This is a genomic window from Couchioplanes caeruleus, assembly GCF_023499255.1.
Classification (GTDB): domain Bacteria; phylum Actinomycetota; class Actinomycetes; order Mycobacteriales; family Micromonosporaceae; genus Actinoplanes; species Actinoplanes caeruleus_A.
Window position 1 is genome coordinate 4,622,759 of sequence record NZ_CP092183.1, and the last position, 25,037, is coordinate 4,647,795.

Here is a 25,037-nt window from a genome sequence, read left to right on the forward strand (position 1 = left end):
GTTCGCCGCCCGTCACCCGCCGCACACCGCCTATCGCATCCTAGGAAGATAGGCTGACACCCCGGCTAGGGTCCGTCCATGTCGATCACCGACCGGGATCTCGTCATCGAAGCGGCGGAGGCCGGAGCCGCGGTCGTGCGCTCCCGCTATGGATCCGCTCTGACCCGCTTCGCCAAGTCCGACGGCGACTTCGCCACCACGGCCGACATCGAGGCCGAGGCGGCCGTCATCGAGGTTCTGCGGACGGCGCGGCCGGACGACCCGGTGCTGGGTGAGGAGAGCGGCCGCACCGGCTCCGGCGACGACGACCGGCTGTGGCTGGTCGACCCGTTGTGCGGAACCCTGAACTTCGCAGCGCGGACCATGCTCGCCTCGGTGAACGTCGCGCTGCGAGCCGGCGGCGACGTGACGGTGGCCGCCTGCGCGGACCCGTTCACGAACGAGGTGTTCTGGACCGGCGCCGCCGCCGCCCACGTCCGCCATGGCGGCGCGGACCGGCGGCTCACCCCGTCGGCCGGCTCGGGGCTGGTCGACGTCAACCTCGACCCGCCGTTCCCGAACCGCGACGTCTTCTCGGCCGCCCGGATGCTCGCCGACGAGGGATTCATCGCCCGGTTCCGCCCCCGCGTCGTGTCCACCACCCTGGCCGTGGCCTGGGTCGCCGCCGGCCGCCGCGCCGCGTACGTCACCGACGGCGACCTGCGCGACAGCGTCCACTTCGCGGCCGGGATCGCCCTGTGCCGGGCGGCCGGATGCGTCGTCACCGGGATCGACGGAGAGCCGGTCCACATGGGGGCCGGCGGCCTCGTGGTGGCCGCGGACGCGCCGACGCATGCCGCCCTGCTGGCCCTGATCGCGAACCAGCGCCCGCCGAGGAGCTGACGCCTCCCGGGCCCGGCAGCACCGGGCCCGGGAAGCGCCGCCCGCTCAGCGTTTGCCGCGCCGGCTGCGCACGTAGTCGTCCACCACGTACCGGCCCAGCTCGGCCACGTCCGGGCTGAACACCCGGCCCCCGCTGCGCTGCGCCACGGCGTCGACGAAGCGGCGCAGGCCCGGGTCCTCGCCCAGCATGAACAGGTTCAGCGTGGCGCCGTACCGGGTGAGCTGGTCGACCTCCTGCACCGTCAGCCGGACCGTCTCCGGCGTCGTCGGCCAGGTGAAGAACGCCTCGCCGTCGTCCTCGAGGTGGGCGGTCGGCTCGCCGTCGGTCACCACCAGCACCACCGGCTCGGAGCCGGGGTGGCGGCGCAGGTGGCGGCCCGCCAGCTTCAGCGCGTGCTGCAGGTTGGTGCCCTGGACCATGTCCGGTTCGATGGCGGCGAGCTCGCCCTGCGACAGCGACATCGCGTACCGGCCGAAGCCGACGATCTGCAGCGAGTCCTGCGGGAACTGGGTGGCGACGAGGTGCGAGAGCGCGAGCGCGGTCTGTTTCATCGGGCCCCAGCGGCCGTCGGCGAACATCGAGTACGACAGGTCGACGCAGAGCGCGACCACCGCCGAGGCGCGGCGTTCGGTCTCGGCGACCTCGAAGTCCTCCGGTTCGAGGCGGACGGGGACCGTGCCCACTCCCCCGCCGGCGCGGCGGCGGACCGCGTTGCCGATCGTGCGCACGACGTCGAGCGGCTGCTCGTCGCCGAACTGCCAGCGCCGGGACGAGCCGATGAGGTCGCCGGCCGCGCCCGCGTCACGCAGGTCGTGCTCGCCGCGCTGCTTGCCGGACAGGTCCTTGAAGACCTGGGCCAGCGCCGTACGCCCGAGCCGCCGCAGCGCCTTGGGTGACAGCGTGAGCCCGTCGTCGTCGCGGGTGACCCAGCCCTGCCGGCGCAGCTCGCGTTCCAGCTCGCGCAGGCGCCGGACGTCGTCGGCCGCGCCCCGGCCGAGCTGGCGTTCCACCGCCTCCACGTCGATGTCGTCCAGCGTGGCGCCGGGGTGTTCCTGGCCGAGCTGGTCGAGCAGGTCGTCCAGGTCGCCGATCTCGCCCAGGGCCGCGGCCGCGTCGCCGTAGCCGAGGTCCTGCTCGCCGCGCATCCGCTCGCCGCGCCCCCAGTTGAGGTTGGGCCGCAGCGCGCGCAGATTGCCGGTGAGTTCGGACAGCTGGTCACGCAACGGTCCGTCGCCGAGCGCCTGGTCCATCAACCGTTGCAGCTCCTCGCGCTGCTGCGGGCTGAGCGAGCGCATCAGCCGCTCGGCCGCCGCGGCCCGGCGGGCCAGCGAGTCGATGAGCTCATCGACGTTCTCCGGCTTCTCCGGGAAGAAGTCGCCGTGCTTGGCCATGAACTCCTGGAAGGCGTCCGCGGTGTCCTCGCCGCGGGCGTGCTTGCCGAGCAGGTCGTTGAGGTCGGACACCATCTCGGCGACCCGGGCGTCCGTGGCCGGGTCGCGGCCCTGCAGCGCGTCGCGCATGCCGGCGAAGCGCTGCTCGACGACCTCGCGCCGCAGCCCGTCGAGGATCTGCTGGTACAGGGTGCGGGCCTCGTCGCTGGCCCACTGGTATTCGGACAGCTCCTCGACCGCGCGCGACGTCGAGCGCGGCAGGTTGTCCAGGACGGCCTCGTTGAAGCGGGCGTCCATGTCGTCGCGACCGCGCAGCTCGTCACGCTCGGCGGCGACAGCCTGGTCGAGCAGCTGCTGCGCCCGGGTCACCGCGCCGTCGAGGTTGCCGCGGCGCAGCGCCTCGCGCCGCAGCCGCCGGGCGCGGGCCTGCAGGTCGTCCAGCCCTCGCCCGTCGCGCGGACCGCGGCGCAGCAGGTCGCGCAGCGCGTCGCGGAGGCTGTCGCCGCCCAGGACCCGCTCGCCGACCTCGTCCACCGCGGCCCGCACGTCGTACGGCGGCGCGAGCGGGTCCGGCCCGTCGCGCCACGCGCCGTACCGGAAGCGGTTGCCGGTCATCGGTCAGCTCCCGTACAGGGTGCGGCCGTCGTCGGTCAGCTCCTTGGCCAGCCGGCGGGTGAGGTGCAGCCCCTCCAGGACGAACTCGACGCCCGCGGCGGCCTGCCCGGGGCTGGGCGCGTCGCCGAGGCCGAGCCGCTCCAGGACCTTGGCCAGGCCCGGGACCGTGCCGATCTGCGCGAGCAGCTCCTCGGCCGACACCAGGTCGCCGGTCTCGATGATCGAGCCCTCGGCGACCAGGTCGGTGAAGCCGGACAGGTCCAGCCCGGCCAGCCGGGCCCGGAACGTCTCGGCGGTGGCGACCCGCAGCGGGTGGGCGAGGATCTCGGTCTCGCGCCCCTCCTCGCCGCTGTCGAACTCGACCTTGCCGCGCAGCGTGCTGGTCACCGAGGCGGCGTCGCAGATGCGGGCCACGGCCTCGCGCTCGTTGCGCAGCCCGGCGCGGCGCAGCGCGGACGCGGCGACGGTCTCGGCGGCGGCGATGGCGAAGCGGGCGGACACGCCGGAACGGGCGTCGACCGCCGGGGACTCGCGCACCGCGCGGGTGTAGCGGGCCAGGACCTCGACCAGGTGGTCGGGCACCGCCGCGGCCAGCGCCGCCTCCTGGCGGATCAGGTCCGTCTCCAGCTCCACCTCGAGCGGGTAGTGCGTCCGGATCTCCGCGCCGAAACGGTCCTTGAGCGGGGTGATGATGCGCCCGCGGTTGGTGTAGTCCTCGGGGTTCGCCGAGGCCACCAGCAGCAGGTCGAGCGGGAGCCGCAGCTGGTAGCCGCGGACCTGGATGTCGCGCTCCTCGAGCACGTTGAGCAGCGACACCTGGATGCGCTCGGCCAGGTCGGGCAGCTCGTTGACGGCGAAGATGCCCCGGTTGGTCCGCGGCACGAGCCCGAAGTGGATCGTGTCGGGGTCGCCGAGCGCGCGCCCCTCGGCCACCTTGATCGGGTCGACGTCGCCGATGAGGTCGCCGACGCTGGTGTCCGGGGTGGCGAGCTTCTCGCCGTACCGCTCCGAGCGGTGCAGCCAGGAGATCGGCAGCAGGTCGCCGGTCTCGGCGGCGAGCCGGCGGGTGGCCGGGGTGAGCGGCTGGTACGGGTGCTCGCGCAGCTCCGAGCCGGAGATGTACGGCGTCCACTCGTCGAGCAGGTCGACCAGGCCCCGGATGAGCCGGGTCTTGCCCTGGCCGCGCTCGCCCAGCAGCACCATGTCGTGACCGGCGAGCAGGGCCCGCTCGACCTCGGGCAGCACGGTGTCGTCGTAGCCGACGATGCCGGGGAAGCGCTGCGCGCCGCGGCGCAGCCGGTCGAGCAGGTTGTCGCGCAGCTCCTCCTTGACGGTGCGGAACTCGTGCCCGGCGGCGCGCAGCTCGCCGAGGGTGCGCGGAAGATCGGTAGGCGGTGTGGGGACAAGCGGTGTGGAAGCCTCTGTCACTTCGAGAACGCTACCCCCGCGCCCCGGCAGCCGACCAAGACCAGAGCCCGGCGATTGGCCCTGGTCCCTCCCGCGCGCGGGCGGCACCCTCGGGGGCATGACAGACGTCGAGATCCTGCGGTACGCGGCCTTCAGCGAGCACGAGTCCGGCGGCAACCCGGCCGGCGTCGTCCTCGCGGCGGCCGGGTTGTCCGGCGCCGAGATGCTCGGCATCGCCGCGGACGTCGGCTACTCGGAGACGGCGTTCCTCACCGAGGACCGCGGCAACGGGGTGTACCGGGTGCGCTACTTCAGCCCGCTGGCGGAGGTGCCGTTCTGCGGACACGCCACCATCGGCACCGCCGTCGCGCTGGCCGACCGGCACGGCCCGGGCACGTACGTCTTCGTCACCGACGCCGGCGAGGTGCCCGTGGCCGTGGACGAGCACCGGCGCGCCACCCTGACCAGCGTCGGCGCGCGCGTCGCGGAGCTGCCGGAGGACGATCTGCGGGCGTTGCTGGCCGCGCTGCGGTGGGCGCCGGAGGACCTGGACACCGCGTTGCCGCCGCGGGTCGCGTACGCGGGGGCGTACCACCCGGTCGTGGCCGCGGCGACGCGCGAGCGGCTCGCCGAGCTGGACTACGACGTGCCGGCGCTGAAGGCGCTGATGACCGGGCGCGGCTGGACCACCGTGCAGCTGGTGTGGCGCGAGTCCGAGACGCGCTTCGACGTGCGCAACCCGTTCCCCGTCGGCGGCGTGTACGAGGACCCGGCCACGGGCGCCGCTGCCGCCGCCCTCGGTGGTTACCTGCGCGACCTGTGGCTCGTGCCCGGCGACGCCGTGGTGGAGGTGTCGCAGGGCGCCGACATGGGCCGCCCGGGGCATCTGACGGTGACGCTGACGCCTGGTGAGGCCGGCGTCCGGGTGTCGGGCACGGCGGTGCCGATAACCGGTTGAGCACGCCGATAGAGTCAGCTCCCGATGAGCGCCACGATGATCGCCCGGGACCTCGCCGCGGGGCACGGCGACCGCACCCTGTTCAGCGGCCTCGAGCTGGTGGTCGCGCCGGGGGACGTGATCGGCCTGGTCGGTGTCAACGGGGCGGGCAAGACCACGCTGCTGCGCACCCTCGCCGGCCTGCTGCCGGTCGAGGCCGGCAGCGTCACGGTCAGCCCGCCCACCGCCACCGTCGGATATCTGCCGCAGGAGCGCGAGCGGCGCGCGGACGAGACCGTCCGCGACTTCCTGGCCCGGCGCACGGGCGTCGGGCCGGCCCAGGCCGCGATGGACGCGGCCGCGGAGTCGCTCGCCGCGGGGACGGCCGGCGCCGACGACACGTACGCGGCCGCGCTGGAGCGCTGGCTGGCGCTGGGCGGCGCCGACCTGGACGAGCGGGCCGCCCAGGTCACCGCCGACCTGGGCCTGGCCGTGGCGCTGGACCGGCCGATGACCGCACTCTCCGGCGGGCAGGCCGCCCGCGCGCAGATGGCGTCGCTGCTGCTCAGCCGCTACGACGTGTTCCTGCTCGACGAGCCCACCAACGACCTGGACCTGGACGGGCTGGCCCGGCTGGAGGAGTTCGTCACCGGGCTGCGCGCCGGGACGGTGGTGGTCAGCCACGACCGGGAGTTCCTGACCCGTACGGTCACCGCCGTGCTGGAGCTCGACCTCGCCCAGCAGCAGGTCAACCTCTACGGCGGCGGCTACGGCGCGTACCTCGAGGAGCGCGAGCGGGCCCGGCGGCACGCGCGCGAGGACTACGAGGAGTACGCCGACAAGAAGGCGGGCCTGGAGGACCGCGCCCGGACCCAGCGCGGCTGGATGGAGCACGGCGTGCGCAACGCGCGCCGCAAGTCCAAGGACAACGACAAGATCGGCCGGAACCTGCGCGCCGAGTCGACCGAGAAGCAGGCCGCCAAGGCCCGCCAGACGCAGCGGCTGATCGAGCGGCTGGACGTGGTCGAGGAGCCGCGCAAGGAGTGGGAGCTGCGGATGGAGATCGCCGCCGCCCCCCGGGCCGGCGCGGTGGTGGCCACGCTGCGCGACGCGGTGGTCCGCCGGGGCGCGTTCACGCTCGGCCCGGTGACCCTGCAGATCGACTGGGCGGACCGGGTCGCGATCACCGGCGCGAACGGCGCCGGCAAGTCCACCCTGCTCGCCGCCGTGCTCGGGCGGCTGCCGCTGGACGAGGGGCACGCCCACCTGGGGCCGGGCGTGGTCGTGGGCGAGGTGGACCAGGCCCGCGGCCTGTTCCTGGGCGGTGAGCCGCTGCTGCGGGCGTTCGGCACGGCCGTGCCCGATCTCGCCGAGGCCGACGTGCGCACGCTGCTGGCGAAGTTCGGGCTCAAGGCCCAGCACGTGCTGCGGCCGGCCGCGACCCTGTCCCCCGGCGAGCGCACCCGGGCGGCGCTGGCGCTGCTGCAGGCCCGCGGGGTGAACCTGCTGGTCCTCGACGAGCCGACGAACCACCTGGACCTGGCCGCGATCGAGCAGCTGGAGGCGGCGCTGGCGACCTACCCCGGGACGCTGCTGCTGGTCACCCACGACCGGCGGATGCTCGACGCGGTGCACACCGGCCGCCACCTCGAGGTGGTGGACGGCACGGTCAGGGGCTGACCGACACCGGGTCGCTGATCGCGCCCTCGTTGCCGGAGCGGTCCAGGCCGCTCAGGCAGTACGTGGCCGGGCCGGCCGGGGGCGCCGGGTCGACCGCGTCCTGCTTGCCGGCCCGGCCGGTGGCCACCAGGTTCGCCACCGCGCCGTCGACCCGGTAGAGCGCCCAGGACACCGGCTCGGTGCCGCCGCGGGCCTGCCATTCCACGGCGACCTTCCCGTCGGTACGGCGCGCAGCGGTCGCGCGGGGCGCCTCGGGCGGTCGCAGCGGCAGCCGGCGCATCGTGGGCACCAGCGCGGGCGTGGCGTAGTGCCGGGTCCGGTACCGGGTCACCGCGCCGAGGCGGTCCTCGCGGATCTGCTTGGCGCTGAAGTGCACGCTGCCCTGCACGCCGTACCGGTCGTTGAGGGCGAGCTGGCGCTCGATCTGGTCGGGCTGCCTCCACGGGCCCTTCTCGCCGACGCGGTAGTCGCCCTGGCCGATGTAGAGCTGCACGCCGGTGCCCTTGACCAGCGCCGACCACCACGGCAGCACCTTGGCGTAGTCGGCCTTGGCGAAGCCGATCGCCCAGTACAGCTGCGGGACGATGTAGTCGAGCCAGCGCTCGCGTACCCATGTGCGGGTGTCGGCGTAGATCGCGTCGTAGCTCTCGAGGCCGTTGGAGTCCGAGCCGGCCGGATCGGTGGCCTTGTTGCGCCAGATGCCGAACGGGCTGATGCCGAACTTCACCCACGGCTTGAGCGTGCGGATCCGCTCGCTCATCTCCCGTACCAGCGTGTCGACGTTCTGCCGCCGCCAGTCGGCCCGGCTCTGCGACTTGTCGGCCCGCTTCGCGAAGCTGGCGTCGTCGCGGAACTCGTTCCCGCCACCCTCCGGGTACGGGTAGAAGAAGTCGTCGAAGTGCACGCCGTCCACGTCGTACTTCCCGACGGCCTCGAGCATGGCGTCCTCGACGAAGCGGCGCGCGGCCGGGTTGCCGGGATCGAAGTACAGCCGCGCGGTCTTGCCGTCCGGGTACGCGATGGCCCAGTCGCGGTGCTTGAGCAGCGGGTGGTTGGGCGCGAGCTTCGCGAAGTCGGCGCCGGGCCCGGCCGGGGCGGGCTGGCTCCCCCGGTACGGGTTGAACCAGGCGTGGAACTCCAGGTTGCGCGCGTGCGCCTCGGCGACCATGAACTCCATCGGGTCCCACCCCGGCGACCGCCCGTCCCGCTTCCCGGTGAGCCACTCCGACCAGGGCGCGTACGCCGACGGCCAGAACGCGTCCCCGGACGGCCGCACGTGCACGAAGATCGCGTTGTGGTGCTGGGCGACGGCCAGGTCGAGCCAGCGCAGGTACTCGGCCTGGACCTGCTCCTTCGGAAGTCCGGGCCGGCTCGGCCAGTCGATGTTCATCACCGTGGTCAGCCACATGCCCCGCAGCTCCCGGGTCGCCCGCACCGGCACAGTCCCGCAGCGGCCCGGCGCGCCACCGGCCGGGACCGCCTGCTGACCGGCGATCGGGGCAGGATCGGGCTCCTCGTAGGTGGCGGCGCGCAGCAGCCCGAGGCCGAGCACGGCGACGCCGAGCAGGACGGCGGCGAGGATCAGGACGAGCCGGGCGGGGGGACGAGGCACCCACCCAGTGTGCCCGCTCTAGTGTCGGGTCATGGATGTGGTCGTGGTCGGGGCGGGGATCGCCGGGCTGTCGTGCGCCCGTGAGCTGGCACGACGCGGCGTGCGGGCCCGGGTTCTGGAGCGCGGGCGGGTGGTCGGCGGGCGTCTGGCGAGCAAGCGCTACGACGGCCGCTACGCCGACATCGGCGCCGCCTACTTCGTCGCGGACGACCCGGATTTCGCGGCGCTCGCGCAGCGGTGGCGGGCCCGCGGGCTGGCCCGGCCGTGGACCGACACGCTGGCCGTGTTCCCCGGCGCCCCCGCGACCGGGCCGATGCGGTGGGCCGCGCCCGGCGGGCTGCGCTCGCTCGCCGCCGACCTGGCCGAGGGCTTGGACGTACGCCTGGACAGCGAGGTGACCGAGATCCCGGGCGACGCCGACGCGGTGGTGCTGGCGATGCCGGGGCCGCAGGCGCTGCGCCTGGACCCGCCCGCCGCGGTCGCCGACGCCGCCCGGCGGCAGGTGTGGCAGCCCGTGATCACGGCGGTGCTGGCGTACCCGGAGCGGGTGTGGGCCGATTTCCACGGCGCGTTCGTCAACGACCACCCGGTGCTGGCGACGGTCTGCGACGACGGCGACCGGCGCGGCGACCGCGCCCCCGTCCTGGTCGCCCACTCGACGTCCGAGGTGGCGCGCGAGCACCTCGACGACCCCGCCGCCGCCGGGCCGGTGCTGGCGGCGGCCACCGGCGAGCTGCTCGGCATCGACGCGCGCCCCGAGGTGCACGTCCACCGCTGGACCTACGCCCAGCCGGCCGCCGGCGACGCCTCGTACGCCACGGACGGCCGGGTGTGGCTCGCCGGGGACGCGTTCGGCAAGCCGCGCGTCCAGACGGCGTGGCTGTCCGGACGCGCGGTCGCGCGGGCGTTGCTTCAGAGCAGCGAGCGGTAGACCTCGAGGGTGTCCTGCGCGATCGTCGACCAGGAGAACTTCTCCACCGCGCGCCGGCGCCCGGCCAGGCCCATCTGCTCGGCGCGCGCCGGGTCCTCGATGAGCTCGCGCATCGCGGCGGTCAGGTCCGCGATGAAGCGGTCCGGGTCGACCGGGGTGCCGGTGCCGTCGGACAGCTGCTCGATCGGCACCAGCAGGCCGGTCTCGCCGTCGGCGACCACCTCGGGGATGCCCCCGGTGGCGGTGGCCACGACGGCGGTCTCGCAGGCCATGGCCTCGAGGTTGACGATGCCCATGGGCTCGTAGATCGACGGGCAGACGAACACCGTCGCGTGGGTGAGCACCTGCACGACCTCCTGCCTGGGCAGCATCTCCTGCACCCAGATCACGCCGTGCTCGTCGCGGGCGGCGCGCAGCTCCCGGGCCAGCCCCTCCACCTCGGCGGCGATCTCCGGGGTGTCCGGCGCGCCGGCCAGCAGCACGATCTGCGTCTCGGCCGGCAGGTCGCGGCAGGCCCGCATCAGGTACGGCAGGCCCTTCTGCCGGGTGATGCGCCCGACGAAGACGACGCTGGGGCGGTTCAGGTCGATGCCGAGCCGCTGCACGACGTCGGTGCCGCGGTCCGGCGCGTACTGCTCGGTGTCGATGCCGTTGTAGACCACGCGGATGCGGTCCGGGTCGACACCCGGGTACGCCGTCAGCACGTCGCGCTTCATCCCGCCCGAGACGGCGATGACGGCGTCGGCGGCCTCGATGGCGGTGCGCTCGCAGAACGAGGAGAGCGCGTACCCGCCGCCGAGCTGCTCGGCCTTCCAGGGGCGCAGCGGCTCCAGGCTGTGCGTGGTGACCACGTGCGGGACGCCGTACAGCAGCTTGGCGGTGTGCCCGGCGAAGTTTGCGTACCAGGTGTGGCTGTGCACTATGTGCGTACCCTCGGCTCCCGCGGCCATCTCCAGGTCGACGCCCATCGTGCGCAGCGCCGCGTTGGCGCCGGCCAGCCCGGCCGGGTCCGGGTACGCGGTGACGCCCGGCTCGTCGCGCTTGCCGCCGAAGCAGTGCACCCGCACGTCGGCGAGGTCGCGCAGGTCCCGGGCGAGGTACTCGACGTGCACGCCGGCGCCGCCGTACACCTCCGGCGGGTACTCCCGGGTGAACAGGTCGACGCGGAGGCTGTCGCTGGCGGGTTTCGTACGCGAGTCGGTCACGTGACGCAGAATAAGCCTTTCGACTGGCGTGAGCGCGGCAGGAAAGTTAGCGTCTCGGTCATGGCTGTCAAGGTGCTCGCGATCGTTCTGGCAGGTGGCGAAGGCAAGCGCCTGATGCCCCTCACCGCGGACCGGGCCAAGCCCGGCGTCCCGTTCGGCGGCGTCTACCGCATGATCGACTTCGTGCTGTCGAATCTCGCCAACGGCGGCTTCCTGAAGATCGTCGTGCTGACCCAGTACAAGTCGCACTCGCTCGACCGGCACATCACCAAGACGTGGCGGATGTCGACGCTGCTGGGCAACTACGTGACCCCCGTACCGGCGCAGCAGCGGCTCGGCCCGCGCTGGTTCGCCGGGTCGGCGGACGCGATCTACCAGAGCCTCAACCTCATCAACGACGAGAACCCCGACTACGTCATCGTGTTCGGCGCGGACCACATCTACCGCATGGACCCGAAGCAGATGGTCAACGACCACATCGCCTCGGGCGCGGCGGTGACCGTCGCCGGCATCCGCCAGCCCAAGTCGATGTCCGACCAGTTCGGCGTCATCGACGTGGCCGAGGACGGCAAGCGGATCAAGGCGTTCCGGGAGAAGCCCAAGGACGTGGACGGGCTGCCCGACTCCCCCGACGAGATCTACGCGTCGATGGGCAACTACGTGTTCACCACCCGTGCGCTGTGCGAGGCGGTGTCGGCGGACGCGCAGAACCCCGACAGCAAGCACGACATGGGCGGCAACATCATCCCGATGCTGGTCGAGCGGGGCGAGGCGAACGTCTACGACTTCCGCGACAACGAGGTGCCGGGCAGCACCGACCGCGACCGCGGCTACTGGCGCGACGTGGGCACCCTCGACTCGTTCTACGAGGCCCACATGGACCTGATCGCCACGCTGCCGGTGTTCAACCTCTACAACATGGACTGGCCGATCTACACCAACCACGGCTCGTGGCCGCCGGCGAAGTTCGTGCACGACTACGACGACCGGCAGGGCCGCGCCCTCGAGTCGATGATCTCCCCCGGCGTGGTGGTGTCCGGCTCGCTGGTCGAGAACTCGGTGATCTCCCCCAACGTGCGGGTCAACTCCTGGGCGCACGTGGAGAATTCCGTGCTCATGGAGGGCGTCCAGGTGGGCCGGCGGGCGATCATCCGCAACGCCATCATCGACAAGAACGTGGTGGTGCCGGAGGGCGCGCAGATCGGCGTCGACCTGGAACGCGACCGCAAGCTGTACACGGTCAGCGACGGTGGCATCGTCGTGATCGGCAAGGGTCAGAAGGTGGAGCTCTAGGCGCGCCCCGGCCCGGTCCGGCTCACCCGCGGTCGCGCAGCGTCTCCGAGGGGCTGATGCCGTACCGGGCCCGGTAGGCGCCCGCGAAGCGGCCCAGGTGGGTGAAGCCCCACCGGTGCGCCACCTCGCTGACGCTGACCTTGCCCTTGTCGGCCCGGGTCAGCTCGGCGTGCACGCCTTCCAGGCGCAGCCGGCGCAGGTACGTCAGCGGCGGCACCCCCACGTGCTGGCGGAACGACTCCTGCAGCACGCGGATGCCGACCCCGGCGATGCCGGCCAGCTCCGCGGCGGTGAACTGGCGGCCCGGTTCGGCGTGCATCGCGTCCAGGGTGCGTTTGACCGTACGGGGCCGGCGGGCGGTCGGCTGCCCGGGCACCCCGGTGCCGTCCGGCTGCTCCACGGCGCAGGCCAGCCCGCTGATGGCCAGGTCACGCCACTTGTGGACGAGCCACGGCACGGTGGACAGGCCGTCGGGCTCGCGCAGCTCCGCGTGCAGCAGCCGGATCAGCGCCATCCAGCTGCGCCCGGGGCCCGCGGCCAGCCCGAACGTCGCGAGCAGCGGCTGCGGCGGCCCGTCCCGCAGCTCCAGCACGGCCTCCAGCTCGCGCTCGAACGCCAGCCGCTCCACCTTGACGCTGAACAACCGGCAGTCCGGCGACCAGCGCAGGTCGATGGCGCCGGTCGGCTGGAACACCGCGGCCCGGCCCGGGTCCGCCGTGGTGGCCGCCCCGCGGTGCATCACCTGCACCGTGCCGGTCAGCGGCGCCAGCACGTGGTACGCGGTGCGCAGGTCGCCGATCCCCACGCACAGCTCGACGCCGTAGCTGATGTCCCCGATCGTCAGCGGCCCGCTGTGCACCACGTCGCCGGAGAACGCGAAGCCGTCGATGCCGCCCGCGGGCTTCACCTCGAGCGGCGCGTAGAACACCCGGCGGCAGAACGCGCCGGCCTCCTCGACGTCGGTGGTGCGCAACGCATACCGGGCCGGCACATCAGCCTCCAGCGCCGGGCCAGGGTCCGCACCGGCCGCCCCTGCCGTGTCCATCCGCTCACCCTAGACCGACAGGGGCGTCACCGCCTGTTACAGATTGACCTCCGGCGACCAGGTGTACTCCGTGACAGCGCCGCCGGAGACGTCCACCTCGGCGAGCGGGGTGACCGGGTCGCGCCAGACGACGTACCGGCCGCCGGGCAGGCCGTCGATGACGACGCTGAACAGCACGCCGTCGCGGACGTAGCGGGCCCGGACCGCGGCGTGGGTCCGGTGCGACGGGTCGTCGACGGGGCTCACCTCGATCTCGTGCCCGTGCAGGCTGCCCGGGGTGTGGATGACGAGGGCGCCGATCCCGGCCCCGATGTTGAGCACCACGGTGCCCTGCCCGGACGGGGCGAGGGTGTGGTGGTGATGCACGCCGACACTCACGAGATCAGTCCTTGCCCGAGGGGTTGTTGAAGCCGTCGAACGGCACGCCGAGGTACGGGAACTTCTTGAGCAGCTTCGAGCTGACGTCCTTGGCGGTCAGGCCCTGCTCGACCTGCGCCGCGGCGGCGTCCGGCCTGAACCTCTCGTCGACCAGCGGCACCGTGACGCCGGCGATGGCCCGCAGCGAGATGGACACGACGTCGTCGGCGGGACGCCGCCCGTTCGGGAAGCCGGCCAGGTCGCCGCCGAGCAGGCCGAACGCGTTCTCGTCCTTGCTCGGCGGCACCGCCGTGTTCAGCCGCAGCATGTCGGCCTGGGTGTCGCCGGTGTTGTTCTGGAACTCGTCGATGAGCCCGTCGGGGATGCCGGTGAGCAGGATCGCCACCAGGTCCGCGCGGGCGGTGCCCGCCTTGTTGAGCTCCGCGAGGTTGTCGAACAGGCCCGGGTACAGCACCGGGAGCAGCTGGCCGAGCTCCGGCTTCTCGACGAACTCCGCGAACCGCTTGTCCTCGCTGGGCGGCAGGCTGTTCCACAGGTCCTTCTGCGCCATCGGCACGATGACCTCGTTGAACAGCGGGTTGCCGAGCCGCGAGACCTGGACCTGCGGGCCGACGTACACGTCGTCGTTGTTCTTGGCGCCGTGCCGGACCTGCACCTGGCGGCGGCTGGCCGACGTCCACACGCCGACGACGGCGCCCGGGTCGCGGCCGCGTACCTTCTTCTTGCCGTCCTTGCGCACCATGTGCAGCGGCAGCTGGACGGCGATGGAGTGCACGTTCGTCTTGTCGGTCGCGTTGACGGCCTTGCCGGCGTAGTTGAACAGCTTCTGCCCGACGAGGTGCTTGTCCTGGAACGGGCGCAGCGTGCCGAGGTCGAAGATCGCGCCGAGGTCGACGAAGAACGGGTCGGCCCGCTGCCCGGCGAAGACCTTCTCGCCGGTCTTGAGCTTGTGCACCGCGTCCTCGGCGAGCTTGTCGTAGTCGGCGATCGACAGCGGCCCGACGTTGCACGGCGGGCAGGGCAGCTTCTCGGCGAGCACGGTGTGCTTGCCGCTGGCGTCGACCCGGGTCACCGAATAGAACTGCCGCCGGTTCCAGTTCTCGCTGTCCAGCGATTCGATCGGGCCGGTGTTGTACAGGAACGTCTTGTCGTTGCGCAGTTCGGTCCGGAAACGGAACTGGTACGTCAGATCCGGCCGGCCGTCACCGTTCTTGTCGACGTGGATCTCGTACAGCACGTCGTCGCCGAACTCGAAGAAGTTGGGGCCGCTGGCCGGCAGCTGCAGGGGCACGTAGTTCGCGATGAGCGTGACCGTGTCCGGGTTGTCCGGGCTGACGAAGGCGTACAGGTCGGAGCTGTCTGCCACCGGGTCCTTGCTGATCTCCGGGGCTTCGCGGTGCGAGGACATGGTTTGCCTTTCCGGTCAGCGCTTGACGGCTTTGAGCAGCTTCTTCGCCAGGTCGGCGTCGGTGATCGTGACCTTCCTGCCACCGGTGAAGAGGTCGAAGGTGCCCTTCTTCGCGTCGCGCAGGGACAGCACCAGCGGCTCCGGGTCGCCGGCTCCCGGGCCCTTCTCGCCGGCGAGGCTCAGCCCGGCCACGCCGGCCACGGAGGCGCCGACGCCGGCGGTGGCGGCGATCACGAGAACCCGGCGGCGCGACAGGCGGGAAACCGCCCGCGTGCCGTAGTGGACACGACTCATGCTCGGCCTTTCGTCATGCGCCCGCAGGTGTCCCGCGCAGCGCCCGAATCGTCATTGGTTCCCGGACAGCCATCAGTACGAAGCGATCTCCGTGGCGGTTCAAAGGTTTTTTCCAGGAAAGGTTCCGCACAGGTTGAGTCCGGCCGATCCCGGACCTTTCGCGCCCGCGTGCGACGATGCATCCGTGCCGACCGACCAGTTCAGCCACGCGTTCACCGTGGCCGCCCCCGCCGACAGGATCTACGCGCACCTGAGCGCCCCGGAGAGCTACGTGGGCCTGTCCCCGCTGGTGGTGGCCGTCCGCGACGTCCGGCGCGAGGGCGACGCGGTGGCGTACGTGGCGGTCGAGCGGTTCACGCTGGGTCCGTGGCACTGGGACAACCCGATCCGGGTGCGGATGACCTTCCCCGAGCCGGGGCGCCGGCTGGTCAGCGACGTCCGGAGCCCGGGCTGGGTCCGGCTCGTCGCCACTGTGGACCTCGCCGCCGAGGGTGACGCCACGCGCGTGACCGAGTCGGTGAGTGTCCGTTACCCCTGGATCCTGCGGTCCTTCGTGGTCGGTCAGGCGCGCTCCGTGCAGCGGGCGCGTGCCGCCGAGCTCACCCGCCGGATGGAGGCCGCGCCGACTCCGGCCGGCTGAGCCGGGCGCCGCGACCGGCCGTTGCCCCCGCCGCCGCGAGGGCCGCCAGGGCCGCCAGCGCCAGGGCGAGAGCCCGGCCGTGCCCGGCGACCAGCAGCAGCACGGCGACGCCGACGGCCGTGCCGGTCTGCGCGGCCGCGTTGAGGACCCCGCCCACGAGCCCGGCGCGCTCCTCCCCCGCCTCGCTGGTGCCGTACGCGGTCGACGCGACGGAGGCGACGCCGAGGCCGAGCCCCGACAGGCCGAGGCCCGCCACGAACGGCGGTAGCGAACCGACCAGCGCGTAGACCGCGGCGGCCCAGGACAGGGCGGGCGCGCCGAGGCCCAGGTCGCGCTGGATCGCGGGCAGGGCCACGATCACCAGCGTGACGCCCACGACGTCCACGAACTGGACGACGCAGGCGACGGTACGCGCGCGGGCGGCCATGCGGGTGCCGTACCCGATCGGCGCGCCGCTCACTCTGGCCCGACAACCCACGGCCGGCGCAGGATCGGGTCATGTCCATCGATCCGCACCTCGCGCCGCACTGGGCCACCAGTGCTCTCGTGACCATCGACATGCAGCGCGACTTCCTGTCGGAGAGCCCGTACGGCCTCGCCGGCACCACAGAGATCGTCCCGGCCCTGCGCGAGCTGGTCGACGCGTTCCGGGCCGCCCGGCGTCCGGTGGTGCACATCGTGCGGCTCTACACCGGCGAGGACGTCGACCTGGTCCGGCGCTCGCTGATCGGCGGCGGCGCGGACATGGTGCGTCCCGGCGGCAAGGGGCGGCTGCTCGCGCCCGGCCTGCTGATCGGCGACGGCCCGGACCTCGACGACGACCTGCTGCTCGGCGGGGCGCCGCAACCGCTCGGCCCGCACGAGTACGCGCTCTTCAAGCCGCGCTGGGGTGCCTTCCACCGAACCCCGCTCGACGGCTTGCTGCGCGGGTGGGGCGTGGACACCGTCGTGTTCGCCGGCTGCAACCTGCCCAACTGCCCGCGGGCGAGCATCGTGCAGGCCAGCGAGCGTGACTACCGGGTGGTGCTCGCCACCGACGCCATCTCGCAGGCCTCCGATCAGGGCTTCCGCGAGGTCGCCGGGCTCGGGGTGGTCCTGCTCGACGTCGGGGCGATCATCGCAGGGATCGCAGGAAGGTGACGAGCGCCTGCCGGTAGGGCTCCACGGTGGACAGGTCGGCGTACTCGTCCGGGCCGTGCTGGCCGTCACCGCCCGGCCCGAAGATGACCGCGTCGATCCCGCGGGCGGAGTAGAAACGCCCGTCGGCGGCGCCGTGCTTGCGCAGCAGGTCACCCGGATAGCCCGCGCCGCGCGCCGCGGCCTGCAGGGCCGGCACCTCGGGGCTCGCGGGATCGGCGTGGTGCGGGGCGCCGAGGCTGTCCACGCTCACCTCGACGCCGGCGAGCTCACGCATGTGGGCGGCGATCGGCGCGACGTCGCGGCCGGCGAGGTCCGGGTCGCTCGCCGGGAAGCGGATGTCGAGCCAGGCGGTGGCGTCGGCCGGGACCTGGTTGACGGCCCTGTTGGCGGTCTCGAGCCGGGCCACGGTGACCGTGGTGGCCCACGCCTCGGCGGCGGGCACGGGATAGCGGTCCAGCACGCGGCCGAGGGCGGCGGTCAGGCGCAGCACGGCGTTGTCGCCGAGCCACGGGTACGCGGCGTGCGCGGCCGTCCCGGTGGCGTGCAGGCGTACCTGCAGGATGCCCTTGGACTCGGTGACGACGCGCAGGCCGCTCTGCTCGCCGATCACCACGAAGCCGGCCGTGACACCCTGCTCGAGCTGGTGGCCGGTGCCGTCGTACCCGCCGACCTCCTCGTCGGTCACCAGCTGCAGGCCCAGGGGGTACGGCACCTCGCGCGCGAGCGTCCGGAACACGTCGGCCATCACCAGCGCCGCGACCTTCATGTCCTGGGCGCCGCGGCCGTACAGCCGCCCGTCGCGCACCACCGGCCGGAACTGCTCGCCGGGCGCGGGAACGACGTCGAGGTGCGCGTTGAGCATCACCCGGAACGCGGGTCGGGTGCCGGGGGCGTACAGCAGCGCGCTCGGCTTGCCGCCCGAGTCGAACCGCTCGACGGCGAAGCCCGGCCCGACGCGGTCGACGACCAGGTCCAGGGCCTCGCGGAGGCGGTCGGGGCGGTCGGCGGTGGACGGGATCGCGACGAGGCGTACGGCGGCGTCCAGCAGGTCCTCCATGCGGTCCGACGCTACCGGCAGGGGTAATCCGGTTGCCCCGGCGCGCGGGCGGCGGCTAGACATGCGGGCGACTCCGACACGGAAAGGAGGGCCGAGCCATGTCCCGCATGTTCAACGCCTTCTCGCAAGGAGACTGCCGTGCCGCTTCACCTGCGCCCGCTGACCGGGCGCGCTGAGGTCGACCTGTTCAACCAGCTGCCGTACGTGCTCAACCACGAGATCGCCAAGGATCTCGACGACGGCCGCCGCCACCTGCCCTGGCTGTGGGTCGCCGTGGACTCCGGGCGGCTCGTGGCCCGCGCCGGCTTCTGGGCGCCGCCGGGCCAGGCCGTACCCATGTTCCTGGACGTCTTCGACGTGGCGCCCGGGCACCGCGACGACGGTGTCCGGCTGCTGACCGAGGCCCTCGCGCACGTGCCGCGCCCGGAGGAGTACACCCGGTTCGTGCCGCCCGGCTGGCGCGACGACCCGGGCACGCGGCGCGAGGTCGAGGACCGGATCGCCGCGCTGGAACGCACCGGGGCGAAGCTGTTCGTCGAGCGGCTGCGCCTGCAGTGGCAGCCGGGCACGCCGGTTCCGGAGCCGTCCGGGCGGCTGACCTTCCGCCCGGTCACCGGGCCGCAGGAGCTGATCGCCCTGATGGCCGACGTCACGGACGGCACGCTCGACGCGCACAGCCGCGCCGACCTGAGCCGGATGAGCGCCGCCGAGTCCGCGCGCAGGCAGTACGACGAGGAGCTGTCCCGCTACACCAGCCCGCGGGAGTGGTGGCGGATCGGCTGCCTGCCGGACGGGCGGCCCGCCGGGTTCGTCCTGCCCGCGCACAACGGGTACAACCCGATCATCGCGTACATCGCGGTGGTGCCGGCGCAGCGCGGGCGCGGGTACGTCGACGAGCTCCTCGCCGAGGGCACCCGGGTGCTGGCGGGCGAGGGCGTGCCCCGGATCCGGGCGGCCACCGACCTCGGCAACGTCCCGATGGCCCGGGCCTTCGCCCGGGCCGGTTACGAGGTGATCGAGCGCCAGCTCGACATGGTCTGGCCTAGCTAGCCGCGGCCGCGGGTGCCGGTCGCTCGATCGGCACCCCGGCGAACGGGATGCTCGCCTGCTGCGCGGACCCGCCGTCCGGGTGCCGCCACAGCCCCCGGCGGGCCAGCTCGGGCAGCACCCCCTCGCCGAACCAGTACGCCTCCTCCAGGTGCGGGTAGCCGGAGAGGATGAACTCGGTGATGCCGAGGGCGGCGTACTCCTCGATGCGGTCGGCGATCTCGGTGTGGCTGCCCACCAGCGCGGTGCCGGCGCCGCCGCGGACCAGGCCGACGCCGGCCCACAGGTTCGGCGCCACGACGAGTCCGTCGCGGGAGCCGCCGTGCAGGTCCAGCATGCGGCGCTGCCCCTCGGACTCGCTGCGGCGCAGCCCCGCCTGCACGGCCTCGATGTCGGCGGGCGAGACGTGGCGCAGCAGGCGCTCGGCCTCGGCCCAGGCCGCCTCGGCGGTGTCGCGGGCGATGACGTGCAGCCGGATGCCGAAGCGCAGCGCGGGGTTGAGCCCGCGGATCCAGTCGAGCTTCTGCGCGAACTGGGCCGGGGGCTCGCCCCAGGTCAGGTAGACGTCGCTGTGCGCGGCGGCGACCGGGCCGGCCGCCGCCGACGAGCCGCCGAAGTAGATCTCCGGCGCCGGGTCGGGTACGCGGCTGAGCCGGGCGCCCTCGACGTGCAGGTGCTCGCCGTGGTGGTCCACGGTCTCACCGCGCCACAGGGCCCGCACGATGCCGAGGAACTCGTCCGTACGCGCGTACCGGGCGTCCTTGCCCAGGAAGTCGCCGTACGCCCGCTGCTCGCCCGACTCCCCGCCGGTGACCACGTTGAGCAGCAGCCGGTTGCCGGAGAGCCGCTGGAAGGTCGACGCCATCTGCGCGGCGAGGGTCGGCGACACCAGCCCGGGCCGGAACGCGACGAGGAACTTGAGCCGCTCGGTGACCTCGGTGAGCATCGCGGTGCTCAGCCAGGCGTCCTCGCACCAGGCGCCGGTGGGGGTGAGCGCGCCGACGAATCCGAGCTGCTCGGCGCTGCGGGCGATCTGCCCGAGGTAGCCGATGGTCAGCGGGCGCACGCCGCCGGCGGCGCCGACGGGCACGCCGTGGCCGCCCCCGACGATGTCGCGGCTGTCGCCGTTGGTCGGCAGGAACCAGTGGAAGTCCAGGGAAACCATGACCGCACACTACCCATATATCCTATCGTTTAGATAGAGTGCGGCCATGCATCGACGTGACATGATCTTCGGCGGGCTGGCGGTGGCCGCGTCCGCAGTCCTGGCCGGCTGCGGCGACTCGGCCGCCGGCTCCGGTGGTCCGGGCGGCTCCGGGCTGCGCATCGGCTACCAGCGCTTCGGCGGGCTCAGTCTGGTCAAGGCCCGCTCCGCGTACGCCGACGCGACCTGGTCGCTGTTCGAGAGCGGGCCGGCCCTCACCGAGGCGCTCAAGGCCGGCGCCATCGACCTCGGCCAGACCGGCGAGGCCCCGCCCATCTTCGCCGCGGCCGCGAAGATCCCCTTCGTCATCGCCGGGACCAGCGCGCCGGTGCCGAAGCGCGAGGCGGTGCTGGTGAAGAAGGCCCGCGGCTTCAAGACCTTCGCCGACCTGCGCGGGCGCACCGTCGCGCTCAACAAGGGCTCCAATGTGCACTGGCTGCTGGTCCGGCTGCTCGAGGCCCACAAGATGACGCTGCCGGACCTCACCGTGAAGTACCTCAAGCCCGCCGAGGGGCGGCCCGCGTTCGACAACGACCAGGTCGACGCGTGGATCATCTGGGACCCGTACTTCGCGCTCGCCGAGCAGCCCGGCGTGCAGGTGCTCGCGGACGCGACCGGGCTGGCGAACAACCGCGAATACATCCTCGTCTCCCCCGATGCCGCCGAGAAGAAGGCGGAGAAGGTGAAGGCTTTCCTGCAGGCGTACCGCACCACCACGGACTGGGGCATCGCGAACGCGGCCGAGCGGGCCCGCATCCTCGCCCCCGAGCTGAAGATCGACGAGCCGGTGACGGCCCGGGCCCTCGCACGCAGCGCGCAGCCGCTCGCGGCGCTCACCCCGGCGGTCGGCGACGAGCTGCAGGCGATCGCCGACGGCTTCACCAAGCTCGGGCTCATCCCCGGCAGCGTGGACATGAAGGCCCACATCGACAGCCGCTTCTCCGCGGAGCTGCAGTGACCGCGCTCGCCACGCCGCCGGCGCTCACCGCCGCGCCCGCGCCCGCCACCACCCGCCGCCGGCCGCGGGTGCGGTGGCAGCGGGCCGTCAGCCCGGTCGTCATCCTGCTGGCCTGGGAGGCGTTGTCGCGCGGTGGCGTCCTCGCACCGGACAAGCTGCCCGCGCCGAGCACCGTGCTGCGCACCGGGTGGCGGCTCACCGCCGACGGCACGCTCGGCGCGCACCTCGCCGACTCGCTCACCCGGGCCGCGGCCGGGCTGCTCATCGGCGGCGTGCTCGCGCTCGCGCTGGGCACGGCCGCCGGGCTGCTGCGCCTCGGCGACGACGCCATCGACCCGCCGGTGCAGATGGCCCGCATGCTGCCGCACCTCGCGCTGGTCCCGCTGCTGATCATCTGGGTCGGCATCGGCGAGTCCATGAAGATCAGCCTGGTCGCGCTGGGCGTGTTCTTCCCGCTCTACTTCAACGTGTACGCCGGGATCCGCGACATCGACGAGCGGCTGGTGGAGGCGGCCCGGACCTGCGGGCTGGGCACCTGGGCACGGCTGCGGCACGTGGTCCTGCCCGGCGCCCTGCCCTCGCTCTTCCTCGGCCTGCGGCTGGCCATCGGGGCGGCCTGGCTGAGCCTGGTGGTCGGCGAGCAGACCAACACCCAGAACGGCATCGGCTTCCTCATGATGGAGGCCCGCGAGTTCAGCCAGACCGACGTCGTGGTGCTGGGCCTGTTCGTGTACGCGGCCCTCGGCCTGGTGTCGGACCTGCTCCTGCGTGCGCTGGAGAGGAGGGCCCTGCAATGGCGGCGCGGACTGAGAGCGGCGTGACCCCGGTCGTGCGGGCCGAGGGGATCCGGCGCTCGTTCGGCGCGACGACGGTCCTCGACGGCGCCGGCCTGACCATCGCGCCGGGCGAGGTCGTGGCGCTGCTCGGCGGCAGCGGCTCGGGCAAGAGCACGCTGCTGCGCATCCTGGCCGGGCTGGACCCCGAGGCGGCCGGGAGCGTGTCGGTGCCCCGCGAGCACGCCGTGGTCTTCCAGGAGCACCGCCTGATGCCGTGGAAGCGGGTGGCCGGCAACGTGGCGCTGGGCGTGACCGGGCCGGACGTCGCCGGCCGGGTCGCCGCGGCGCTGGGCGAGGTGGGGCTGGCGGACCGGGCCCGCGCCTGGCCCGCCGAGCTGTCCGGCGGGCAGTCGCAGCGCGTCGCGTTCGCCCGCGCCCTGGTCCGCGAGCCGCGCGTGCTGCTGCTCGACGAGCCGTTCGGCGCGCTGGACGCGCTGACCCGGCTGAAGATGCAGGACCTGTTCGGCCGGCTGCGGGCCCGGCACGGCTTCGCCGCCCTGCTGGTCACCCACGACGTCGACGAGGCGCTGCTGCTCGCCGACCGGGCCCTGGTGCTGGAGCACGGCCGGATCGCCGAGGAGCTCGCCGTGGACCTCGGCCGTCCGCGGGCCCCGGACCACCCCGGCTTCGGGCCGATGCGGCGCCGGCTGCTGGAGCGGCTGGGCGTACCCGTCAGCCGCTGAGGCGGGCTCAGCGGGAGCCGTCGTACCAGGTGTCGCCCTCGGAGATCAGGATGCGGGTCAGGTAGTCGGCCAGGTTCGTGGCCACCGGGCGGCGCTCGTCGCTCTCGTGCTCCCACACCAGGATCGCGCCGGCCGGATCGCCCGGGCGGTACGCGAACTGGTCGCCGCCGCCGTTGTCGCCGAAGAACAGCAGGTCGCCGAAGGGCGCGTACAGGTCCTTGAAGTCCGGGAACGTGCGGAACTCGAGGTTGTCCCGGACGATGCGCTCCACCGGCCACACGACGTCGAGACCGCTCTCGCCGCGTACCCCGTCCGTCTCGCGCAGCAGCCCCGCGAGGTCCTCGGGAAACGTCTGGCCGAGCCGCTCCTGCGCGGCCGCGATCGCCTGCTCCCCCGCGCCCTCGGCGACCTCGGCCGTGGGTAGCACCGCCAGGACGATGTCGCGCCAGAACACAGCCAGCATGCGAGCATCCTACGAGAGCCGGGAACACCCGTATTCATCCGCAAGATGCCGGTTGGTACCGGTAGGGTCGTGGCGGTGAACCGGCGGTCGTGGATGAGGCGTCCCGGCCGGTGGTCCGGACGGATCCTGGCCCTGGTCGTCGTGCTGGGCGTGGCCGGCACGGCCATGGCCGCCGTCGCGCTGCGCCGCGCCGACGACGACCGCCGCGAACGGGCGCTGAGCCAGCAGACCATCATCGTCACGCAGGCCGTACAGGCCGAGATGCGCCGCTACAGCACCTCGCTCACCGACCTCGCCGCCGCCGTCGGCGCCCAGTCCGAGCTGGAGGCGGCCGAGTTCACGGCCATCACCGCCCCGGTCGACCGGCAGCGGCTGCCCGGCGTCACCGGCGTCGTGTACGTCGTCCCCGCCACCACCGCGCAGATCCCGCAGGTGCAGCGGTACTGGCGCGAGCGCGGCACCACGGACCTGGTGCTGCAGCCGGCCGACCCGGGCGCGGCCGAGCACTTCTTCGTCGTCCTCGACCGCGCCACCGACCCGACCACCGGCCCCGCGCTCGGCCGCGACGCCGCCGGCTCACCGCAGGCCCTGGAGGTGCTGCGCCGGGCGCGGGACAGCCACCGCGTCGCGACCAGCCGCACGTACCGGCTGCTGCGCGACGAGAACGTGCCCGCCAACCTGCAGCAGCTGTCCTTCACGCTGGCCGCGCCGGTGTACTCGACCTCACCGACGGCCCGTGACCTGGGCCGCTTCCGGGGCTGGGTGCTCATGGCGCTGCGCGCGACCGACTTCCTCCATCAGGCGATCAGCGGCGCCGCCCGCGACACGGTCGCCGTCACGCTCGCCGACGCCGGCGACGGGGTGCTGAGACCGGTGGCCCGCTGGACGCCCGAGGCGGCCGTCGACCCGAGCCTGCCGCCGCGCGCCGTGACGGTCGCCGTGCCGCAGCGGACCTGGGGGCTGACCGTCACGCCGACCCGGCGGCTGCTGCCGGACACCGACCTGCACCGCGACCTGATCGCGTGGATCGTCGGCCTCGTCATCACCGGGCTGCTCGCCGCCCTGACCGGCACGGTGATCACCGCCCGCAACCGGGCGCTGCGCCGCGTGGACGAGGCCACCGCCGCCCTGCGCGACGACATCGCCCGGCGGGAGGCCGTCGAGCAGCAGCTGCGCCGCCGGGAGAGCGAGCTGGTCGGCTTCGCCGGGGTGGTCGCGCACGACCTGCGCAGCCCGCTGTCGCGCATCACCGGGTACGCGGACTTCCTGCGCGAGGAGGCCGCCGGGCGCCTGGACCCGGTGCACCGCGACTTCCTCGAGCGCCTGTACGCCGGCGCCCAGCGCATGCAGTCGCTCATCGACGACCTGCTGGACTACGCCATGGCCGACAACCGGCACCTGACCAGCGCACAGGTGGACCTGGGCCGCCTGGTCGACGACATCGTGCGGGAACGCGTCACAGGGCTCGGCGACCGGCCCGCCGCGGTCACGGTGGAGCCGCTGCCGACCGTCGCCGGCGACCCGGTCCTGCTGCGCCAGGTGCTGGACAACCTCATCGGCAACGCGCTCAAGTACACCCCGTACGGTCACGACCCGTCCGTCGAGGTCACCTGCCGGCCGGACGGCACCGGCTGGCGCATCGAGGTCGCCGACCACGGCATCGGGATCCCGCCGGAGCAGCGCGAGGCGGTCTTCACCGCGTTCACCCGCGCCGGCGGCAGCGAGGGCTACCCGGGCACCGGCCTCGGCCTGGCCATCGTGCACCGCATCGTCGAGCGCCACGGCGGCCGCGTCGGCGTCGACGGCAACGACGGCGGTGGCAGCCGGTTCTGGTTCACGCTGCCCGGCGAGCCGCCGCCGGCCGAGCCGTCGGGCGCCGGGCTGACCGCGCAGCCGGAGAAATCCGCACCGGCGCATTGACCGTCCCCGA

General features: G+C 73.5%; 24 protein-coding genes. 12 read left to right on the forward strand and 12 right to left on the reverse strand.

Going from position 1 to position 25,037, the window contains the following annotated elements:
• Window positions 1–78: 78 nt before the first annotated feature.
• Window positions 79–882, forward strand: coding sequence for an inositol monophosphatase family protein (locus COUCH_RS21435; protein WP_249606957.1), 804 nt, complete (start codon window positions 79–81; stop codon window positions 880–882).
• A 45-nt stretch (window positions 883–927) separates the two neighbouring features.
• On the opposite strand, the gene COUCH_RS21440 is transcribed toward COUCH_RS21435, so the two are convergent.
• Both COUCH_RS21440 and COUCH_RS21445 read right to left on the reverse strand, forming a co-directional pair.
• Window positions 928–2,889, reverse strand: a complete 1,962-nt coding sequence (locus COUCH_RS21440) for a vWA domain-containing protein (protein WP_249606958.1) — start codon at window positions 2,887–2,889, stop codon at window positions 928–930.
• 3 nt (window positions 2,890–2,892) lie between these two features.
• Window positions 2,893–4,317 (reverse strand): sigma 54-interacting transcriptional regulator, encoded by a 1,425-nt coding sequence (locus COUCH_RS21445; protein WP_249606959.1) that lies wholly within the window; start codon window positions 4,315–4,317, stop codon window positions 2,893–2,895.
• Between the two features lie 97 nt (window positions 4,318–4,414).
• On the opposite strand from COUCH_RS21445, the gene COUCH_RS21450 reads away from it, so the two are divergent.
• Both COUCH_RS21450 and COUCH_RS21455 read left to right on the forward strand, forming a co-directional pair.
• Window positions 4,415–5,254, forward strand: coding sequence for a PhzF family phenazine biosynthesis protein (locus COUCH_RS21450; protein ID WP_249606960.1), 840 nt, complete (start codon window positions 4,415–4,417; stop codon window positions 5,252–5,254).
• 24 nt (window positions 5,255–5,278) lie between these two features.
• Entirely contained in the window at window positions 5,279–6,913 is a 1,635-nt protein-coding gene (locus COUCH_RS21455) for an ABC-F family ATP-binding cassette domain-containing protein (protein WP_249606961.1), read from the forward strand.
• On the opposite strand, the gene COUCH_RS21460 is transcribed toward COUCH_RS21455, so the two are convergent.
• Window positions 6,903–8,525: a glycoside hydrolase family 10 protein gene (locus COUCH_RS21460; protein ID WP_249606962.1), complete on the reverse strand. Its 1,623-nt coding sequence runs from the start codon at window positions 8,523–8,525 to the stop codon at window positions 6,903–6,905. The two genes, COUCH_RS21455 and COUCH_RS21460, sit on opposite strands and share 11 nt — an antisense overlap.
• Before the next feature lie 31 nt (window positions 8,526–8,556).
• Here COUCH_RS21460 and COUCH_RS21465 point away from each other — a divergent pair, with 31 nt between their 5' ends.
• The gene (locus COUCH_RS21465; RefSeq protein WP_249606963.1) at window positions 8,557–9,456 is read left to right on the forward strand and encodes an NAD(P)/FAD-dependent oxidoreductase; all 900 of its coding nucleotides are present in this window, start codon (window positions 8,557–8,559) and stop codon (window positions 9,454–9,456) included.
• Here the strand turns inward: COUCH_RS21465 and glgA are convergent.
• Entirely contained in the window at window positions 9,438–10,661 is a 1,224-nt protein-coding gene (gene glgA / locus COUCH_RS21470; RefSeq protein WP_249606964.1) for a glycogen synthase, read from the reverse strand. The genes COUCH_RS21465 and glgA overlap by 19 nt on opposite strands.
• Before the next feature lie 60 nt (window positions 10,662–10,721).
• On the opposite strand from glgA, the gene glgC reads away from it, so the two are divergent.
• Window positions 10,722–11,954: a glucose-1-phosphate adenylyltransferase gene (gene glgC / locus COUCH_RS21475; protein ID WP_249606965.1), complete on the forward strand. Its 1,233-nt coding sequence runs from the start codon at window positions 10,722–10,724 to the stop codon at window positions 11,952–11,954.
• A 22-nt stretch (window positions 11,955–11,976) separates the two neighbouring features.
• Here glgC and COUCH_RS21480 read toward each other — a convergent pair whose 3' ends face one another.
• From COUCH_RS21480 to COUCH_RS21495, 4 genes are read right to left on the reverse strand one after another with little or no spacing between them, the layout of a single operon-like run.
• Window positions 11,977–12,999 carry an AraC family transcriptional regulator gene (locus tag COUCH_RS21480; RefSeq protein ID WP_249606966.1) on the reverse strand — a complete coding sequence of 341 codons (1,023 nt, stop codon included), beginning with the start codon at window positions 12,997–12,999 and terminating at the stop codon, window positions 11,977–11,979.
• A gap of 36 nt (window positions 13,000–13,035) precedes the next feature.
• Window positions 13,036–13,377 carry a phospholipase gene (locus COUCH_RS21485; RefSeq protein WP_249606967.1) on the reverse strand — a complete coding sequence of 114 codons (342 nt, stop codon included), beginning with the start codon at window positions 13,375–13,377 and terminating at the stop codon, window positions 13,036–13,038.
• A gap of 4 nt (window positions 13,378–13,381) precedes the next feature.
• Window positions 13,382–14,785 (reverse strand): DUF4331 domain-containing protein, encoded by a 1,404-nt coding sequence (locus COUCH_RS21490; RefSeq protein ID WP_249606968.1) that lies wholly within the window; start codon window positions 14,783–14,785, stop codon window positions 13,382–13,384.
• A 15-nt stretch (window positions 14,786–14,800) separates the two neighbouring features.
• The gene (locus COUCH_RS21495) at window positions 14,801–15,079 is read right to left on the reverse strand and encodes a hypothetical protein (protein WP_249606969.1); all 279 of its coding nucleotides are present in this window, start codon (window positions 15,077–15,079) and stop codon (window positions 14,801–14,803) included.
• A gap of 184 nt (window positions 15,080–15,263) precedes the next feature.
• Here COUCH_RS21495 and COUCH_RS21500 point away from each other — a divergent pair, with 184 nt between their 5' ends.
• The gene (locus COUCH_RS21500; protein WP_249606970.1) at window positions 15,264–15,719 is read left to right on the forward strand and encodes an SRPBCC family protein; all 456 of its coding nucleotides are present in this window, start codon (window positions 15,264–15,266) and stop codon (window positions 15,717–15,719) included.
• On the opposite strand, the gene COUCH_RS21505 is transcribed toward COUCH_RS21500, so the two are convergent.
• Window positions 15,679–16,179 (reverse strand): hypothetical protein, encoded by a 501-nt coding sequence (locus tag COUCH_RS21505; protein ID WP_249606971.1) that lies wholly within the window; start codon window positions 16,177–16,179, stop codon window positions 15,679–15,681. The two genes, COUCH_RS21500 and COUCH_RS21505, sit on opposite strands and share 41 nt — an antisense overlap.
• Window positions 16,180–16,217: 38 nt before the next feature.
• On the opposite strand from COUCH_RS21505, the gene COUCH_RS21510 reads away from it, so the two are divergent.
• Window positions 16,218–16,859 carry a cysteine hydrolase family protein gene (locus tag COUCH_RS21510; protein ID WP_249606972.1) on the forward strand — a complete coding sequence of 214 codons (642 nt, stop codon included), beginning with the start codon at window positions 16,218–16,220 and terminating at the stop codon, window positions 16,857–16,859.
• Here COUCH_RS21510 and COUCH_RS21515 read toward each other — a convergent pair.
• Window positions 16,834–17,916, reverse strand: coding sequence for a M20 family metallopeptidase (locus COUCH_RS21515; RefSeq protein WP_249606973.1), 1,083 nt, complete (start codon window positions 17,914–17,916; stop codon window positions 16,834–16,836). The genes COUCH_RS21510 and COUCH_RS21515 overlap by 26 nt on opposite strands.
• Window positions 17,917–18,054: 138 nt before the next feature.
• On the opposite strand from COUCH_RS21515, the gene COUCH_RS21520 reads away from it, so the two are divergent.
• The gene (locus COUCH_RS21520; RefSeq protein WP_249606974.1) at window positions 18,055–18,966 is read left to right on the forward strand and encodes a GNAT family N-acetyltransferase; all 912 of its coding nucleotides are present in this window, start codon (window positions 18,055–18,057) and stop codon (window positions 18,964–18,966) included.
• On the opposite strand, the gene COUCH_RS21525 is transcribed toward COUCH_RS21520, so the two are convergent.
• Window positions 18,959–20,128, reverse strand: a complete 1,170-nt coding sequence (locus COUCH_RS21525; RefSeq protein ID WP_249606975.1) for an LLM class flavin-dependent oxidoreductase — start codon at window positions 20,126–20,128, stop codon at window positions 18,959–18,961. The genes COUCH_RS21520 and COUCH_RS21525 overlap by 8 nt on opposite strands.
• Before the next feature lie 46 nt (window positions 20,129–20,174).
• Between COUCH_RS21525 and COUCH_RS21530 the strand changes: the two genes are divergently transcribed.
• Genes COUCH_RS21530 through COUCH_RS21540 form a run of 3 tightly spaced genes read left to right on the forward strand, consistent with a single transcriptional unit; the run spans window position 20,175 to window position 22,644 of the window.
• Window positions 20,175–21,125, forward strand: a complete 951-nt coding sequence (locus tag COUCH_RS21530; RefSeq protein WP_249606976.1) for an aliphatic sulfonate ABC transporter substrate-binding protein — start codon at window positions 20,175–20,177, stop codon at window positions 21,123–21,125.
• Window positions 21,122–21,946: an ABC transporter permease gene (locus COUCH_RS21535; RefSeq protein WP_249606977.1), complete on the forward strand. Its 825-nt coding sequence runs from the start codon at window positions 21,122–21,124 to the stop codon at window positions 21,944–21,946. The genes COUCH_RS21530 and COUCH_RS21535 overlap by 4 nt, the downstream gene beginning before the upstream one ends.
• Entirely contained in the window at window positions 21,919–22,644 is a 726-nt protein-coding gene (locus tag COUCH_RS21540) for an ABC transporter ATP-binding protein (protein WP_249606978.1), read from the forward strand. Before COUCH_RS21535 ends, COUCH_RS21540 begins: the two co-directional genes overlap by 28 nt.
• Window positions 22,645–22,651: 7 nt before the next feature.
• On the opposite strand, the gene COUCH_RS21545 is transcribed toward COUCH_RS21540, so the two are convergent.
• The gene (locus COUCH_RS21545; RefSeq protein WP_249606979.1) at window positions 22,652–23,107 is read right to left on the reverse strand and encodes an SMI1/KNR4 family protein; all 456 of its coding nucleotides are present in this window, start codon (window positions 23,105–23,107) and stop codon (window positions 22,652–22,654) included.
• Window positions 23,108–23,182: 75 nt separating this feature from the next.
• Between COUCH_RS21545 and COUCH_RS21550 the strand changes: the two genes are divergently transcribed.
• The gene (locus COUCH_RS21550) at window positions 23,183–25,027 is read left to right on the forward strand and encodes a sensor histidine kinase (RefSeq protein WP_249606980.1); all 1,845 of its coding nucleotides are present in this window, start codon (window positions 23,183–23,185) and stop codon (window positions 25,025–25,027) included.
• The last annotated feature ends 10 nt before the right edge of the window (window positions 25,028–25,037 follow it).